Origin of the sequence: Paraburkholderia bannensis NBRC 103871 (assembly GCF_000685015.1) — a bacterium.
Taxonomy (GTDB): Bacteria; Pseudomonadota; Gammaproteobacteria; order Burkholderiales; family Burkholderiaceae; genus Paraburkholderia; species Paraburkholderia bannensis.
The window spans coordinates 148,875-165,089 of sequence record NZ_BAYA01000012.1 but is presented as its reverse complement, the minus strand read 5'-3'; the positions used below and the strand labels follow the sequence as shown (position 1 = coordinate 165,089).

Annotated in this window: 11 protein-coding genes and 1 pseudogene; 6 read left to right on the top strand and 6 right to left on the bottom strand. The window is 65.2% G+C overall.

Going from position 1 to position 16,215, the window contains the following annotated elements:
- Window positions 1–18: 18 nt before the first annotated feature.
- The 3 genes from aroQ to BBA01S_RS19625 all read right to left on the bottom strand — a co-directional run bounded on the left by aroQ (window position 19) and on the right by BBA01S_RS19625 (window position 1,893).
- Window positions 19–471 carry a type II 3-dehydroquinate dehydratase gene (gene aroQ / locus BBA01S_RS19635; protein ID WP_027817955.1) on the bottom strand — a complete coding sequence of 151 codons (453 nt, stop codon included), beginning with the start codon at window positions 469–471 and terminating at the stop codon, window positions 19–21.
- 194 nt (window positions 472–665) lie between these two features.
- Complete coding sequence (locus tag BBA01S_RS19630; RefSeq protein ID WP_027817954.1) at window positions 666–1,232, bottom strand: TlpA family protein disulfide reductase; 567 nt, start codon at window positions 1,230–1,232, stop codon at window positions 666–668.
- A gap of 19 nt (window positions 1,233–1,251) precedes the next feature.
- Window positions 1,252–1,893: a hypothetical protein gene (locus tag BBA01S_RS19625; protein ID WP_027817953.1), complete on the bottom strand. Its 642-nt coding sequence runs from the start codon at window positions 1,891–1,893 to the stop codon at window positions 1,252–1,254.
- 258 nt (window positions 1,894–2,151) lie between these two features.
- Between BBA01S_RS19625 and mpl the strand changes: the two genes are divergently transcribed.
- From mpl to mtgA, 5 genes are all read left to right on the top strand, one after another.
- A complete protein-coding gene (gene mpl / locus BBA01S_RS19620; RefSeq protein ID WP_027817952.1) occupies window positions 2,152–3,543 on the top strand; it encodes a UDP-N-acetylmuramate:L-alanyl-gamma-D-glutamyl-meso-diaminopimelate ligase in 1,392 nt (463 codons plus the stop codon).
- Window positions 3,540–4,115, top strand: a complete 576-nt coding sequence (locus BBA01S_RS19615; protein ID WP_027817951.1) for a YqiA/YcfP family alpha/beta fold hydrolase — start codon at window positions 3,540–3,542, stop codon at window positions 4,113–4,115. Before mpl ends, BBA01S_RS19615 begins: the two co-directional genes overlap by 4 nt.
- Window positions 4,116–4,232: 117 nt before the next feature.
- Window positions 4,233–6,368: a ribonuclease catalytic domain-containing protein gene (locus tag BBA01S_RS19610; protein WP_027817950.1), complete on the top strand. Its 2,136-nt coding sequence runs from the start codon at window positions 4,233–4,235 to the stop codon at window positions 6,366–6,368.
- Window positions 6,365–7,243, top strand: coding sequence for a shikimate dehydrogenase (gene aroE / locus BBA01S_RS19605; RefSeq protein WP_027817949.1), 879 nt, complete (start codon window positions 6,365–6,367; stop codon window positions 7,241–7,243). Before BBA01S_RS19610 ends, aroE begins: the two co-directional genes overlap by 4 nt.
- 128 nt (window positions 7,244–7,371) lie before the next feature.
- A complete protein-coding gene (gene mtgA / locus BBA01S_RS19600) occupies window positions 7,372–8,070 on the top strand; it encodes a monofunctional biosynthetic peptidoglycan transglycosylase (protein ID WP_156965999.1) in 699 nt (232 codons plus the stop codon).
- A gap of 98 nt (window positions 8,071–8,168) precedes the next feature.
- On the opposite strand, the gene queF is transcribed toward mtgA, so the two are convergent.
- From queF to ilvA, 3 genes and pseudogenes are all read right to left on the bottom strand, one after another.
- On the bottom strand, window positions 8,169–8,993 hold the full coding sequence (queF, locus tag BBA01S_RS19595) for an NADPH-dependent 7-cyano-7-deazaguanine reductase QueF (protein WP_027817947.1): 825 nt from the start codon (window positions 8,991–8,993) through the stop codon (window positions 8,169–8,171).
- An 89-nt stretch (window positions 8,994–9,082) separates the two neighbouring features.
- A pseudogene (locus tag BBA01S_RS41845) lies at window positions 9,083–9,988 on the bottom strand (5'-nucleotidase); the annotation flags it as partial.
- Between the two features lie 31 nt (window positions 9,989–10,019).
- Window positions 10,020–11,546: a threonine ammonia-lyase, biosynthetic gene (ilvA, locus tag BBA01S_RS19585; protein ID WP_027817946.1), complete on the bottom strand. Its 1,527-nt coding sequence runs from the start codon at window positions 11,544–11,546 to the stop codon at window positions 10,020–10,022.
- Window positions 11,547–12,137: 591 nt separating this feature from the next.
- Here ilvA and BBA01S_RS19580 point away from each other — a divergent pair.
- Window positions 12,138–16,193 carry a DUF3683 domain-containing protein gene (locus tag BBA01S_RS19580; protein WP_027817945.1) on the top strand — a complete coding sequence of 1,352 codons (4,056 nt, stop codon included), beginning with the start codon at window positions 12,138–12,140 and terminating at the stop codon, window positions 16,191–16,193.
- The last annotated feature ends 22 nt before the right edge of the window (window positions 16,194–16,215 follow it).

The following is a 16,215-nucleotide window of genomic DNA, read 5'->3' as shown; positions in this document are numbered from 1 at the left end:
GGTTATCCGGCGCCGAAGTTACGTGGCCGACCGGGCAGCAAGCCGGTCGAGCGCGTATTCGAGCGCGTAGAGATAACCCTTCCAGCCGAGGCCGCAGATGACGCCTTCGGCCTGGTCGGAAAAATACGAGTGATGCCGGAAGGCTTCGCGACGATGCACGTTCGAGAGATGGATCTCGACGAACGGAATGCCCACGCCTGCCAGCGCATCCCGGATCGCCACACTGGTGTGCGTGTACGCCGCCGGGTTGATCAGGATGAAATCCGTCTGTTCCGTGCGGGCCGCCTGGATGCGGTCGACCAGCGCGCCTTCGTGGTTGCTCTGGAACGTCGCAAGCTCCACGCCTGCGTCGGCGGCACGGTCGGCGAGCGCCTGATCGATCTGCGGCAGCGTCACGCGCCCATAGACCTCCGGTTCCCGGGTGCCGAGAAGGTTGAGGTTGGGGCCGTGCAAAACCAGCAGTCGCGTCATGGTCGCTTCTTTTTCCGTGGAATTGCGCGAACTTTAGCGCTGATTAGAGAAATTTGTCTAGTTTTCCAAACGCTCGATATGACCCCAAGACCGCGCTGTAAGGCGCGGTGAGGCCGATCTTCAGTCAATTTCGTCAAATCGAGCGGCAAAAAGTGCTCTACGGCTGTTAAGCCCCGGTCAATTGTTCAGCCGCGTCAAAGTGCATCAAGCGTGTGGCGCAGCTCGTCCGGTTTGATTTGGCCTAATTTTGTCGCACGAACGGCGCCGTTCGCGTCGATTACGACCGTGTAAGGCAGGCCGCCGGCGTTGTTGCCGAAGGCGCGCGCGACGTCCGCACCGCCGAAACCGGCGATGTAGATGGGGTAATCGACCTTGACCTTGCCCAGGAAGGTCTTGATGTTGGCCGCCGAATCCACGCCGAGCCCGACGAACTGGATGCCTTTCTTTGCATACTCGCGATGCAGGGCGGAGAGCTCCGGCATTTCCTCGACGCACGGGCCGCACCAGGAGGCCCAGAAGTTCACGACGATCGGATGGCCTTTATAGATGGCGAGCGACTGGGGCTTGCCGTCCGGAGTGGTGACGGCGGCCGTCCAGAGCTGGTCTACCGGGCTTTGCTTGCCGGCGACCGTCGCCGCGTCGGCGTTCGTGATAGCGGAGGCGCTTTCATGTGCGCCGCCCGCAAAGTGTCCTGCAAGAATGCCGCCGCAGGCTGCCACCGCCGCGACTGCGACGCCGGCCAGAATCCGCTTTGTGTTCATTGCTGCCTGTCTATATGAGTCAGGTGGTCGAGGTGGCGCCGCTCGCGTCGATCAGCGCCTGGAGTGCCTGCGCGTTTGCGCGCGGCAGACGCCCGCGTCCGTCGGCGCGTACGGCGCCGCGCAGGTCGTCGGTATTGTAGAGCGCGACGTGAATGCCGACCGGCTCTTCGGTGCGCGAAGGCTTCCAGAGGAAGCTGAGCGTTTCGACATAACCGCGCGCGGCGAAGTGGCGCGTTTCCGAGACGTCGTACTGCACGTTCGCGTTCAGCAGCCAGATGGCGACACCCTTGGCGTCATCGCAGAAGATCTGCAGATGAATGTCCGAATGCTCGCCCGCCGTGCCGTTGAGCACCGCGCCCGTGAGGAACGGGTTGAAGGCCGCGAGCTTGAGCATCCAGTCGAGCGCGATCTCGCGCAGACGCCGCAGCACCGCTGGCTGGCTATCTCCCTGAAACAGGGCCTGATATTCGCGGATTTCTTCCTCGATCTGGTCGTTGTCGGGCAGCCAGACGCCTTCGATACGGGTGTCCCCCACCACCTGCCGCGCGGCCTTGCGCTTGGCGGTGGCGTAATCGAGGCCATCCTCGGCAATCATCCGTGCTGCCGCGATGGCGATTTCCTCGCGCACGCGCTGGGGATCGAAATGAGATCTGCGAATCATGCACCCATCATACTAGAGAACGCTTATGGCTCCCCCGGGCTCCCGCTGGCGCTCCAGGCGTCGCGGCTGGCTTCGCGAGCTGGGCCGAGGTTGGTGCGCATGCCAACCCCAGGGCCGCCGCGGCGAAAAAGGCCGGAGGGCTCGGGTACAATACCGTTCTTTGCTCCGGCGGCTAACCCGATTAAGCCGCCGTCTTGCGTCACCCATCCCAAAAAACCGATCAACCCGTTCACGACGCCCGCGCGGCGCGACAGGCTTATGCACATCCATATCCTCGGCATCTGCGGCACGTTCATGGGCGGTCTCGCCGTGCTCGCGCGCAGTGCGGGCCACACGGTCACCGGCTGCGACGCGGGCGTGTATCCGCCGATGAGCACGCAGCTCGAAGCGCAGGGTATCCGCCTGATCGAAGGTTACGATGCGAGCCAGACCGAGCTGAATCCCGACCTCTACGTGATCGGCAACGTGGTGTCGCGCGGCAACCCGCTGATGGAGGAGATCCTCAATCGCGGCCTGCCGTACACGTCGGGCCCGCAGTGGCTCGGCGAGCACGTGCTGCGCGACAAGTGGGTGCTGGCGGTGGCGGGCACGCACGGCAAGACCACGACGAGCTCGATGCTCGCGTGGCTGCTCGAAGACGCGGGCCTGAACCCCGGCTTCCTGATCGGCGGCGTGCCGCTGAACTTCGGTATCTCGGCGCGCCTGACCGATTCGAGCTTCTTCGTGATCGAAGCTGATGAGTACGACACGGCGTTCTTCGACAAGCGTTCGAAGTTCGTCCATTACCGTCCGCGCACGGCGCTGTTGAACAACCTCGAATTCGATCACGCCGATATCTTCCCCGATCTCGCCGCCATCGAGACGCAGTTTCACCACCTGATCCGCACGATTCCGGGTGTGGGCCGGGTGGTCTCGAACGGCCGCAGCGACGCGCTGGAGCGCGTGCTCGCGCGCGGCGTCTGGAGCGATGTCGAGCGTTTCGGCGTGGATGGCGGCTGGCAGGCGCTGCCGGCGGAAGACGGCGTGGCCGTGGACGAGCGCTTCGCCGTCTATCACAACAGCGAACGCGTGGGCGTGGTCGACTGGCAGATCCAGGGCGAGCACAACCGCCTGAATGCGCTGGCCGCGATCGCTGCCGCGCGCAGCGTGGGTGTGCCGCCCGCGCAGGCCGCCGAATCACTCAGTGGTTTTCGCAATGTGAAGCGCCGCATGGAAGTGCGCGGCAGCGTGGACGGCGTGACCGTCTATGACGATTTCGCGCACCATCCGACCGCAATTGAAACGACCATCGCCGGTTTGCGTACGCGCGTCGGCCATGAAAACACCCGCATCCTCGCCGTGCTGGAGCCGCGCTCGAACACGATGAAGCTCGGCGTGATGAAGGCGCAACTGCCCGCAAGTCTTGCCGATGCCGACCTCGTGTTCGGCTACGGCGCGCCCAGCGGCAATGACGCGCTCGGCTGGGATCTGGCGGGTGCGCTCGCGCCGCTCGGCGAGAAGGCGCATGCGTTCCACGACCTCGACGCGCTGGTGAAGGCTGTGGTTGCCGCCGCGCGTCCGGGCGACCAGGTGCTGGTGATGAGCAACGGCGGATTTGGCGGCGTGCATCAGAAGCTGCTCGATGCGCTGTCGGCGCGGAGCGCGGCGTGATCGTCTATCTGCACGGTTTCCGCTCGTCGCCGCAGTCGTTCAAGGCGCGCCTGCTGGCGGCGCGTCTGGCCGAAACGGGCCGCGCTAGCGAGTGGCTTTGCCCGACGCTGCCGGTTTCGCCCGCCGGGGCCATCGCGCAGATCGAGCGCGAAATCGCCGACAAGGCCAAAGCAGGTGAGCGGATTGCGCTGATCGGCAGTTCGCTGGGCGGCTACTTCGCCACCTATCTGGCCGAGAAACACGGCTGGCATGCCGCGCTGCTCAATCCGGCGGTGGTGCCGCAGCGCGACCTGTCGAAGTACCTGGGCGAGCAGCCGCTCTGGCATGGCGGCGGCAGCATCGTCGTCGAACCGCGCCATCTCGATGAGTTGCGCGCGCTGGCCGTCGCGCAGATCAGCCAGCCGCAGCGTTACTACCTGCTCGCGGCGACCGGCGACGAAGTGCTCGATTACCGCGAGATGCTGGCGCACTATCCGGGTGTCACGACGCACCTGATCGAAGGCAGTGACCATGGCATCAGCGAATTCGCCGATTACGTCGACGAAGTGATCCGTTTCTGCGACGCAGCTTAGGGGAAGAACCCAGGCGTCGCGCCGTTCGCGCATTGCGCGAGCGCCTATATGTATACAGCAGCACCGCCCGGGCGCGCCGCGCCCGACGGTGATAGCAAGACTGAACGAGAGTGTTGAGTGAACGTTTTCTTTGAGGAATCGGGCAGTTTCAAGGCCGGCAGCGTGCTGTCGAAGCAGGGCGACGCGTTCCAGGTCGAGTTGCCGGGCGGCCGCCGCGCCAAGGTGCGCGCCAAGGACGTGCTGATCGAATTCGAGAAGCCCGCCGCCGGAGAACTGCTGGAGCAGGCTGACGCCGCTGCACAGGAAATCGATCTCGATTTCCTGTGGGAGTGCGCGCCCGCTGACGAATTCGCCTACACGGCGCTCGCCACCGAATACTTCGGCGCAACCTATGGCCCGGTCGAACGCGCCGCGCTCGTGCTGCGCCTGCACGGCTCGCCCGTGTACTTCCGCCGCAAGGGTCGTGGCCAGTATCAGCGCGCGCCCGAAGAGCAGCTCAAGATGGCGCTCGCGTCGCTGGAGCGCAAGCGCCAGCAGGCGCTCGTGCAGGCCGGCTACGAAGACGAGATGAAGGCGGGCAGATTGCCCGAGGCGCTCAAGGACAAGGCGCTGGGGCTGCTCACCCGACCGGACAAGAACTCGATCGAATACAAGGCGCTCGAAGCCGCCGCTGCCGCGCGTGGTATTTCGATGCCGCGCCTGATGCTCGAATGCGGCGGGATTGCCTCGCCGCGCGCGCTGCACGAAGCGCGCTTCCTCGCGGAATTCTTCCCCCACGGCACCGGTTTCCCGCCGGTCGAAGTGGGCGCGCTGCCCGAGACGCTGCCGGAAGCGGGCGACCACGTGCAGGCGTTCTCGATCGACGACGTCACCACGACCGAAATCGACGATGCGTTCTCCATCGAGCATCTGGCCGATGGCCGCGTGCGCATCGGTATCCACATCGCGGCTCCGGCGCTGGGCATTGCGCGCGGCGACACGGCCGACACGATCGCGCGCACGCGTCTGTCGACGGTCTACATGCCGGGCGACAAGATCACCATGCTGCCCGACGATTTCGTCGATGCCTTCACGCTCAAGGAAGGCGGCCTGCGCCCGGCGCTGTCGCTCTACAGCATCGTGAACCGCGAGACGCAGGAGATCGTCGCCAGCGAAACGCGCGCCGAGCGCGTGTTCGTGAAGAGCAACCTGCGCCACAACACGCTCGACGAAGTCGTCACGGAAGAGACCCTCGCCGCAGGCACGGGCGACTATCCGCACAAGGACGACATCGCCGTGCTGTGGCCGTTCGCCCAGGCGCTGTTCGAGAAGCGCCAGCAGGCGCGTGCCGGTTACGGCCTGCGCCGCGAAGTGCAGCGCAACACCGACTACAACTTCTACGTGGAAGGCGAGCACGTCAACATCACGCCGCGTCGCCGCGGGTCGCCGCTCGACATGATCGTCGCCGAACTCGCGATTCTCGCGAACTCCACGTGGGGCGCGTTCCTCAACGATCACGGCGTGCCGGGCATCTACCGCTCGCAGCGCGCGTTCGGTGCGCCCACGGGCCCCAAGCGCACGCGCATGCAGACCAACGCCGCGCCGCACGAAGGCCTGGGCGTCGCGCAGTACGCGTGGAGCACCTCGCCGCTGCGCCGTTATGTCGACCTCGTGAACCAGTGGCAGCTGCTCGCGTGCGTGGAGCACGGCGTGGCCGCCAAGCTGGTCGCGCCGTTCAAGCCCAAGGACGCCGACCTGTTCGCCGTCGTGCAGGGCTTCGACGAAACCTATACGGCGTATGCCGATCACCAGCGCCGCATGGAGTACTTCTGGTGCCTGCGCTGGCTCCAGCAGGAAATGCGCGGTGACGGCGGCGTCGAGCCGCGTCGCGAATTCCCGGCCACGGTCGTCAAGGACGATCTGGTGCGCTTCGAGGAAGTGCCGCTGCTCATGCACGTGCCCGCGCTCGGCGTGCACGCGCGCGGCACGCGCCTGATGATGGAAGTCATGTCGATCGACGAGCTGACGATCGAGGCGTCGGTGCGCATGCTGCGCGTGCTCGACGCGCCGGTCGTGACGAGCGGCGAGCAGCCCGAGGAAGAAGCGGCGGAAGACGAAGAGCTGATCGACGCCGCCGATGATTCCGCCGAAAGCGAAGCGGAAGCACAAGCCGAAGCCGACACGGCCGGCGACGCAAACGCCGAAGGCGACACGCCGGAAAGCGCTGAAGAAGTCCAGCAAGCCGAGCAGCACGCCACGGAGCCGCGCGAATGAGCGCCGATCAAGCCCAGCATCGCGACCGTTACGCGGTAGTCGGCAATCCGGTGGCGCACAGCAAGTCGCCGTCGATCCACGCGCAGTTTGCCGCCGCGACGGGCGAGTCGGTCGAGTACGACCGCCTGCTCGCGCCGCTCGATGGCTTCGTCGAGCACGTCCAGGCGTTTCGCGCGGCGGGCGGGCGCGGCCTGAACGTGACGGTGCCGTTCAAGCTCGAAGCGCATGCACTGGCCGACCGTCTGTCGCCGCGCGCGGCGGCAGCGGGTGCGGTCAACACGCTGCGTTTCGACGAAGACGGCATTTTCGGCGACAACACCGACGGTTTCGGCCTCGTTCGCGACATCGAAGTGAATCTGGGCGTGGCGTTCAAGGGGGCGCGCGTGCTGCTGCTGGGCGCGGGCGGCGCAGCGCGCGGCGTCGTGCTGCCGATGCTGGAGCGCCATCCGCTCGAAATCACCATCGTCAATCGCACGGCGCAGAAGGCGCATGCGCTGATCGCCCAATTCGAAGGCGCGGCGCGCGAGTTCGGTTGCCTCATCAACGGTGGCGGCCCGGAAGCTGTCTTGCGCGACCCGGTCGATCCGAAGCCCTACGACGTGATCATCAACGCGACGGCCGGCAGTCTCGACGCCGCGCTGCCCGAGTGCGACGCGCGGGCGTTCGGCACGGGCACGCTGGCCTACGACATGATGTACGGCGCCGAGCCGACGGTCTTCATGCGCCACGCCGAGTCGCTCGGCGCGCGCGCATCGGATGGCCTGGGCATGCTGGTCGAGCAGGCCGCCGAGTCGTTCTTCGTCTGGCGCGGCGTGCGTCCGGACGGCGCGCCGGTGCTGGCCGGTCTGCGCGCGCAGCTGGCGGCGCAGGTCTGAGCGGGCGGGAGCGCGAGGCCATGCGTAGAGACGCGGCGCAACCGCCGAGCGCAAGCCAGTACGTGCGCGGCTTCGCCCAGCGCGCCAGTGCGGCGCGCGGCCAGCAAGCCGTCAAACGCCCTGGGGCAATGCGCTGGCTGATCTACGCGGCTTGCGTGACGGTGGTGTCGTGGCTCGCGCTGCAACTGTTCTACTTCGCGCAGATCGCCGCATGGAATGTCGTCGATCCGCAAAGCACGGCGTTCATGCGTTCGGACGCCGCGCATCTTGCCGCCGAGCGCCCCGATCTCGACATCCAGCATCAATGGGTGCCCTACGACCAGATTTCGCGCAACCTCAAGCGCGCGATCATCGCGTCCGAGGACGCCAACTTCGTCAACAACAACGGCTACGAAACCGACGCCATTCTCCAGGCGTGGGAGCGCAACAAGAAGCGCGGCCACATCGTGCGCGGCGGTTCGACGATCACGCAGCAACTCGCGCGCAACCTGTTCCTTTCGCGCGAGAAAAGCTATATCCGCAAGGGCCAGGAACTCATCATCACGTGGATGCTGGAGACGCTGCTCGACAAGGAGCGCATCTTCGAGATCTACCTGAACTCGGTGGAGTGGGGCAACGGTGTCTATGGCGCGCAGGCCGCCGCACAGCATTACTACCGCACCAGCGCGACGAAGCTCACAGCGTGGCAGTCGGCGCGGCTGGCGGTGATGCTGCCGCGTCCGAAGTTCTTCGACGACCATCGCAATTCGGCGTATCTGTCGCAGCGAGCGGGCGTGATTGCGCGTCGCATGGGCGCGGCGGAGTTGCCGCAGTCGCAGCCGCAATAGAAGCCGTAGAAGCAGTCAAAGCGACGGCGTTCAACGCCACAAAGAAAAAGCGCCGGCAAAACCGGCGCTTTTTTCATGGTACTTCCGCTTGCTAGCCGTCATTGACGCGCAAGTCGCGCGTTATCCGGCATCGGCATGTTGAAGTTGGTGCGGAACGGGTTGATGTCCAGCCCGCCGCGACGCGTATAGCGCGCGTAGACCGCGAGGCGATCCGGTTTGCACTCGCGCAGGATGTCCATGAAGATGCGCTCGGCGCACTGCTCGTGGAAGCCCGTGTGGTTGCGGTACGAGATGATGTAGCGCAGCAGGCCCGCCTGATCGATCTGCGGCCCGACGTAGTGAATCTGCACGCTGCCCCAGTCGGGCTGGCCGGTCACCGGGCAGTTCGACTTGAGCAGGTTCGACACCAGCGTTTCCTCGACCGGCGATTCGTCGTGCGCGGCCTTCAGCAGCGACGGATCCGGGTGATAGGCGTCGGCGTCCAGGTCGAGGCGGTCGAGCGACAGGCCGTCGAATTCCTCGAACGCAATCTTGCCGAATGCGCCCGGCTGTTCGAGCTTCACCGCGACCGACGCGCCGCATGCTGCCGACACATCGCGCTTGAGCAACTCGCGCACGGCATCGGCGGATTCGAACGCCGTTTGCGCGAACGAGCCCAGATACAGCTTGAACGACTTCGATTCGACGATGTTGGGCGAATCGGCGGGGATGAAGAACGTGGCGATGGCGATCTGCGGCTTGCCGCGCGCGTTGATCCAGGAAAGCTCGTAGGCGTTCCAGATATCGGTGCCGAAGAAGGGCAGTTGCGCGCCAATGCCGATTTGTTCGCGTGCGCCAATGCGCGGGATCGGGAACAGCAGGGTCGCGTCGTATTGCTCGGTGTAGCTCGACGCTTTGCCGAGCGGGGATTGTTCGGGAGTCATGATGCGCTGGTTTCGGAGGTTGCGTCGGAGTTTGCGTCGCTTATTGCGTCGTTCGTGGCGGTGCGCGCTGGGTGCGCTGCCGCCACGGGATTGGCCACGCCGCTTGCCACATGCCCGGTCGCCGTGACCGAGCGGGCCGATTCGCAGTGGCGGATCTGGTCGTCGAAGAAAAAATCAGGTTCGAACTCGCGCAGGAACGGGCCTTTTTCGAGTCCGCCCAGGAACATCGCTTCGTCGATGTCGATGTTCCAGGCCATCAGCGTGCGGATCGCGCGCTCGTGCGCCGGCGCCGAGCGCGCGGTCACGAGCGCCGTGCGGATACGCATTTGCGCATTGGCGTCCGCGAGTTTCTGCAGCCGGTTCAGCGCCGCGAGCAGCGGCTGGAGCGGCCCGTGCGCGAGCGGCAGTTCGCGGTTGTCCCGCTCGTGGCTCACGAACGCGCCGAGCCCGTCGCGCTGGAAGATCTGCTCGGCTTCGTCGGAAAACAGCACCGCATCGCCGTCGAACGCGACGCGAATCTCATGCGCGTTGTGTTGCGCCATTGTCGCCGAATTCTGCTCGTCGGGTGGAAACACGCGCGCGGCGGGAAAGCCTGCGTCCAAGGCGCCGCGTACGTCCTCGGGATTCGCCGACAGAAACAGCGACGCGTTGAGCGGCTTGAGGTAATGCCACGGCTCGCGTCCGCGCGTGAACACGCCGCGCTGGATATCGAGTTGATGCTCGCGGCACGAACTGAACGCACGCAAGCCGCTGATGGGATCGCTGCGCGAGAGGATCACCACTTCCACGTGATGCGCGCCGTTGTTGAGCGCGAGCAGCTTGCGGATCAGCGCGAACGCGACGCCGGGCCGCGCGGGCACGTTCAGGCGCTCGCGCTGCAACGCCTCGTAGGCGCGCAGGTCGCCGGCTTCGTAGACGCGGTTCTCTTCCTCGAAGTCGAAGAGCGCGCGCGACGAGATTGCGACGACGAGCTTGTCGGTGAGCGAAACGGACACGTTGGCGGGCCTCCGCTACAGGGTTGCAGGGTTACGAGAGGAACAAACGATACGCCGGATTCTGCGTCTCTTCCCAATGCGGATAACCGAGCGTCGCGAGGAAGCGGCGGAACTCGGCGTCTTCCGCTGCGGGCACCTGGATGCCCACGAGAATCGAGCTGTAGTCCGCGCCCTGGTTGCGGTAGTGGAACAGGCTGATGTTCCAGTTCGGCGCCATCGACGAGAGGAAGCGCATCAGCGCGCCCGGACGCTCCGGGAATTCGAAGCGGAACAGGCGTTCGTCATGCGCGAGCGGCGAGCGTCCGCCGACCATGTAGCGGATGTGCTGCTTCGAGAGTTCGTCGCCGGTGAGGTCGACGCTCGGGAAACCGTGATCCACAAAACTCTGCGCGATCTGCGCTGATTCGCCGCGGTTGCGGATCTGCACGCCCACGAAAATGTGCGCGCGCTCGGCGTCGTCGATGCGGTAGTTGAACTCGGTCACGCTGCGCGTGCCGACCAGTTCGCAGAAGCGCTTGAAGCTGCCGCGCTCCTCGGGAATCGTCACCGCGAAGACCGCTTCGCGCGCTTCGCCGACTTCGGCGCGCTCGGCCACGAAGCGCATGCGGTCGAAGTTCATGTTCGCGCCCGAGGTGATCGCGATGAGCGTCTTGCCGTCGATGCCTTCGCGTTCGGCGTACTGCTTTGCGCCTGCGACGGCCAGCGCGCCCGCGGGTTCGAGCACGCTGCGCGTGTCCTGGAAAACGTCCTTGATCGCGGCGCAAAGCGCGTCGGTGTCGACCGTCAGCACATCGTCGAGGTACTCCTGGCACAGGCGGAAGGTTTCCTCGCCCACGAGCTTCACTGCGGTGCCGTCCGAGAACAGGCCGACTTCACTGAGTTCGACGCGCTTGCCCGCCTTGAGTGACTGCGCCATCGCGCAGGAGTCGTCCGTCTGCACGCCGATCACGCGGATTTCCGGACGAACCGCTTTCACATAAGCCGCCACGCCCGCCGCCAGACCGCCACCGCCGATCGGCACGAAGATCGCGTGAATCGGGGCCTGATGCTTGCTGAGGATTTCCATGGCCACGGTGCCCTGGCCGGCGATCACATACGGATCGTCAAACGGATGCACGAAGGTCAGCCCGCGTTCTTCCTGAAGGCTCACGGCGTGGGCGTAGGCGTCGCTGTAGGACTCGCCGGCCTGCACGACCTCGACCATCGCGCCGCCATGCGCACGCACGGCATCGACTTTCACCTGCGGCGTGGTCACCGGCACGCAGATCACCGCCTTCACGCCCAGCCGCGCCGCCGAGAGCGCCACGCCCTGCGCGTGATTGCCCGCCGAAGCCGTAATCACGCCGCGCTGCAATTGTTCCGCCGACAGATGCGCCATCTTGTTGTACGCGCCGCGCAGCTTGAACGAGAACACCGGCTGGTTGTCCTCGCGCTTGAGCAGGACTGTGTTGCGCAGACGCGTCGAAAGATTCGGTGCGCGCTCAAGTTCGGTCTCGCGGGCGGCGTCGTAGACGCGGGCGGTGAGGACTTTCTTCAGGTAATCGTCGTGGGAAGCCATGCGAAGGGCGCGCCGGGCGCGGCAAGTGAGCGGGGGAGGGACGCCGAAAGAGCGCCGAAACGCAAATGATAGCGCCAACGGCGGCAAGGGCCGAGCACCGGCCAGCACCGCGCCGCAGCCCCGCGCCCAGACATCTGAACGATTGCCCGACCTTCCGGACGGCGAATCAATTCCGACGCGAATGTCAAAAAATGAAAGTTATATGTCCGTACTGTTCCCGTGGAGCGTCAGCGCGTGTGCGGATCATGCGTTAAAATCGTGTTTTGAAACAAGGATCGGAAGATGCACTGGCAACCCCGGACAGCCCATTTGATGCCCGCACGGCGCGAGACCCGCCCCGCGGCGCAGCGGCATGCCCGCCACGCACGATCGTGTCGCTAAGTCCGAGCGCCGGGGAACCATCGGCGTGAGCGCTGCCGCCATGCTTCCCCACCCCCTTCGTCCGCTATCAGCCACCGCACGCCACCCGCGAGCCACCGGCGGACTCGATTTCAGAATAGCGCCCCACGCGCCCCGTCAGCTTCCGCCATGCAGGCCGCTTGCCCATCTGGCAGCCCACTGAGCGGGACTGGCTCAAAGAGTCGTCCAACCATGAACGCACCTCAAGTTTTCGATCCTCACGGCGCAGCCGCCGCCGTGGCCGCCGACGTCGAACCGCGCTTGCGCGAGATTCCGTACAACTACACGTCCTTTTCGGATCGCGAAATCGTCATTCGCCTGCTAGGCGAAGAGGCCTGGAACGCGCTCGCCGAGCTGCGCGCCGAACGCCGCACCGGCCGCTCGGCACGCATGCTGTACGAAGTGCTCGGCGATATCTGGGTCGTGCGCCGCAATCCGTATCTGCAGGACGATCTGCTCGACAACCCGAAGCGCCGCGCGCTGCTGATCGAGGCGCTGAACCACCGCATCGCCGAAATCGAAAAGCGCCGCCGTGCCGACCTCGTCGAGCACAACGACCAGGAAGGGCTGGAGCGCGCCGCGCGCGTGGAGACGCTGATCTCGGCCGCGCGCCGCGCTATCGACGAGTTCGCCGCCGAATTCGAAAAGATGGCCGAACTGCGCCGCCGCGCCACCAAGGTGCTTGGCAAGCGCACGCAGAAGGACAACATCCGCTTCGACGGCATCGCGCGCGTCTCGCACGTGACCGACGCCACCGACTGGCGCGTCGAATATCCGTTCGTGGTGCTCACGCCCGACACCGAAGCCGAAATCGCCGGTCTCATCAAGGCGTGTTTCGAACTCGGCCTGACCGTGATTCCGCGCGGAGGCGGCACGGGCTACACCGGCGGCGCAGTGCCGCTCACGCCGTTCTCGGCCGTCATCAACACCGAAAAGCTCGAACAGCTCGGCCCGGTCGAGATGACCGACCTGCCTGGCGTCGATCGCAAGGTCGCGACGATCTTCTCGGGCGCGGGCGTCGTCACGCGCCGCGTGACCGAAGCCGCCGATGCGGCGGGCTTCGTGTTCGCGGTCGACCCGACCTCGCTGGATGCTTCGTGCATTGGCGGCAACGTCGCGATGAACGCGGGCGGCAAGAAGGCCGTGCTGTGGGGCACGGCGCTCGACAATCTCGCCTGGTGGCGCATGGTCGATCCGCAGGGCAACTGGCTCGAAGTCACGCGCCTCGACCACAACATGGGCAAGATCCACGACATTCCGGTCGCGCGCTTCGAGCTCAAGTGGTTCGACGGCGAGTACGCGCCGGGCGAAAAGTTGCTGAAGACGGAATGGCTCGACATCGAAGGCAAGCGCTTCCGTAAGGAAGGCCTCGGCAAGGACGTGACGGACAAGTTCCTCGCGGGCCTGCCGGGCATCCAGAAGGAAGGCTGCGACGGTCTCATCACGTCGGCGCGCTGGGTGCTGCACAAGATGCCGGCGAACACGCGCACGGTCTGTCTGGAATTCTTCGGCCAGGCGCGCGAGGCGATCCCGAGCATCGTCGAAATCAAGGACTACCTGTTCGAAACCTCGAAGCAGGGCGGCGCGATTCTCGCGGGCCTGGAGCATCTGGACGAGCGCTATCTGCGCGCCGTCGGCTATGCGACCAAGAGCAAGCGCAACGCGTTTCCGAAGATGGTGCTGATCGGCGATATCGTCGGTGACGACGCCGATGCGGTGGCCACCGCTACGTCGGAAGTCATCCGCATGGCCAACGGCAAGAGCGGCGAAGGCTTCGTGGCGGTCTCCGCCGAGGCGCGCAAGCGCTTCTGGCTCGACCGCAGCCGCACGGCCGCGATCGCGAAGCACACCAACGCGTTCAAGATCAACGAAGACGTCGTGATTCCGCTCAACCGCATGGGCGAGTACACGGACGGCATCGAGCGCATCAACATCGAACTGTCGATCAAGAACAAGCTGCAACTGGTCGACGCGCTCGAAGCGTTCTTCAAGGAAGGCAAGCTGCCGCTGGGCAAGACCGACGACGCGAACGAAATCCCGTCGGCGGAGCTGCTCGAAGACCGCGTGCAGCAGGCGCTCGACCTGCTCAAGCGCGTGCGCGAGCGCTGGAGCTTCGTGGGCGAAAAGCTCGACATGTCGTTGCGCGAGGCGCAGCACTATCTCGTGCAACTGGGTTACGAAGCGCTGGCGGAAAAGTTCGCCGATCGCGTGGACGTGCAGCCCGACGCCAACGTCTTCCATGTGACACAAGACCGCACCGTGCGGATCTCGTGGAAGCAGGAAATCCGTGCCGAACTGCGCCAGATCTTCAACGGCGGCGCGTTCAAGCCGATCCTCGACGAAGCCCAGGCGATCCATAAGAAGGTGCTGCGCGGGCGCGTGTTCGTGGCGCTGCACATGCACGCCGGCGACGGCAACGTGCACACCAACCTGCCGGTGAACTCGGACAACTACGAGATGCTGCAGGACGCGCACGTCGCGGTGGCGCGCATCATGAAGCTCGCGCGTTCGCTCGACGGCGTGATCTCGGGCGAGCACGGCATCGGCATCACGAAGCTCGAATTCCTCACCGAAGACGAGATCGCCGAATTCCGCGCCTACAAGCAGCGCGTCGATCCGGAAGGCCGCTTCAACAAGGGCAAGCTGCTCGAAGGCGCCGACCTGCGCAACGCCTACACGCCGTCGTTCGGCCTGATGGGCTACGAATCGCTGATCATGCAGCAGTCCGACATTGGCGCGATCGCCGAGTCGGTCAAGGACTGCCTGCGCTGCGGCAAGTGCAAGCCGGTGTGCGCCACCCACGTGCCGCGCGCGAACCTGCTGTACAGCCCGCGCAACAAGATTCTCGCGACCTCGCTGCTGGTCGAAGCCTTCCTGTATGAAGAGCAGACGCGCCGCGGCGTGTCGATCAAGCACTGGGACGAGTTCAACGACGTGGCCGACCACTGCACGGTCTGCCACAAGTGCGTGACGCCGTGCCCGGTCAAGATCGACTTCGGCGACGTGACGATGAACATGCGCAACCTGCTGCGCAAGATGGGCAAGAAGAAGTTCAATGCGGGCAACGCGGCGGGCATGTTCTTCCTGAACGCCACCAATCCGCAGACCATCAACCTCGCGCGCACCGCGATGATGGGCGTGGGCTACAAGGCGCAGCGCCTGGGCAACGACGTGCTCAAGAAGTTCGTCAAGAAGCAGACGGCGCATCCGCCTGCATCGACGGGCCGCGCGCCGGTGGTCGAGCAGGTGATCCACTTCGTCAACAAGAAGATGCCGGGCAACCTGCCGAAGAAGACGGCGCGCGCGCTGCTCGACATCGAAGACAACAAGATCGTGCCGATCATTCGCAATCCGAAGACCACGAATGTGGATTCGGAAGCGGTGTTCTACTTCCCGGGTTGCGGCTCGGAGCGTCTGTTCTCGCAGGTCGGTCTGGCCACCCAAGCCATGCTGTGGGAAGCGGGCGTGCAGACCGTGCTGCCGCCGGGCTATCTGTGCTGCGGCTATCCGCAGCGCGGCTCGGGCCAGTTCGACAAGGCCGAGAAGATCGTGACGGACAACCGCGTGCTGTTCCACCGCATGGCGAACACGCTGAACTACCTCGACATCAAGACCGTCGTGGTGTCGTGCGGCACGTGTTACGACCAGCTCGCCGGTTATGAATTCGACAAGATTTTCCCGGGCTGCCGCATCATCGACATCCACGAGTTCCTGCTCGAAAAGGGCATCAAGCTCGATGGCGTGAGCGGCACGCGCTACATGTACCACGACCCGTGCCACACGCCGATCAAGACGATGGATCCGGTCAAGCTCGTCAACGAACTCATGGGTTCGGAAAAAGACGGCTACAAGATCGAGAAGAACGATCGTTGCTGCGGCGAGTCGGGCACGCTCGCGGTGACGCGTCCGGACATTTCGACGCAGGTGCGTTTCCGCAAGGAAGAGGAACTCCGCAAGGGAGCGGCGAAGCTGCGCAATATCCCGATCGTCGCGTCTGGCGTGAGCGGTGAGACCGTGGTGCAGCCGGCCACGCAGCAGGAAGCGGGCGGCCAGGGAACGACGCAGGACGTCAAGATCCTGACGTCTTGCCCGTCCTGCCTCCAGGGCCTGTCGCGCTACAACGAGGACGCCAACATCGAAGCCGATTACATCGTGGTGGAGATCGCGCGCCACGTGCTCGGCGAAAACTGGATGGCCGACTATGTGAACCACGCGAACAATGGCGGAATCGAACGCGTGCTGGTCTAATGGCTGCGCCAATTTTTCCGTA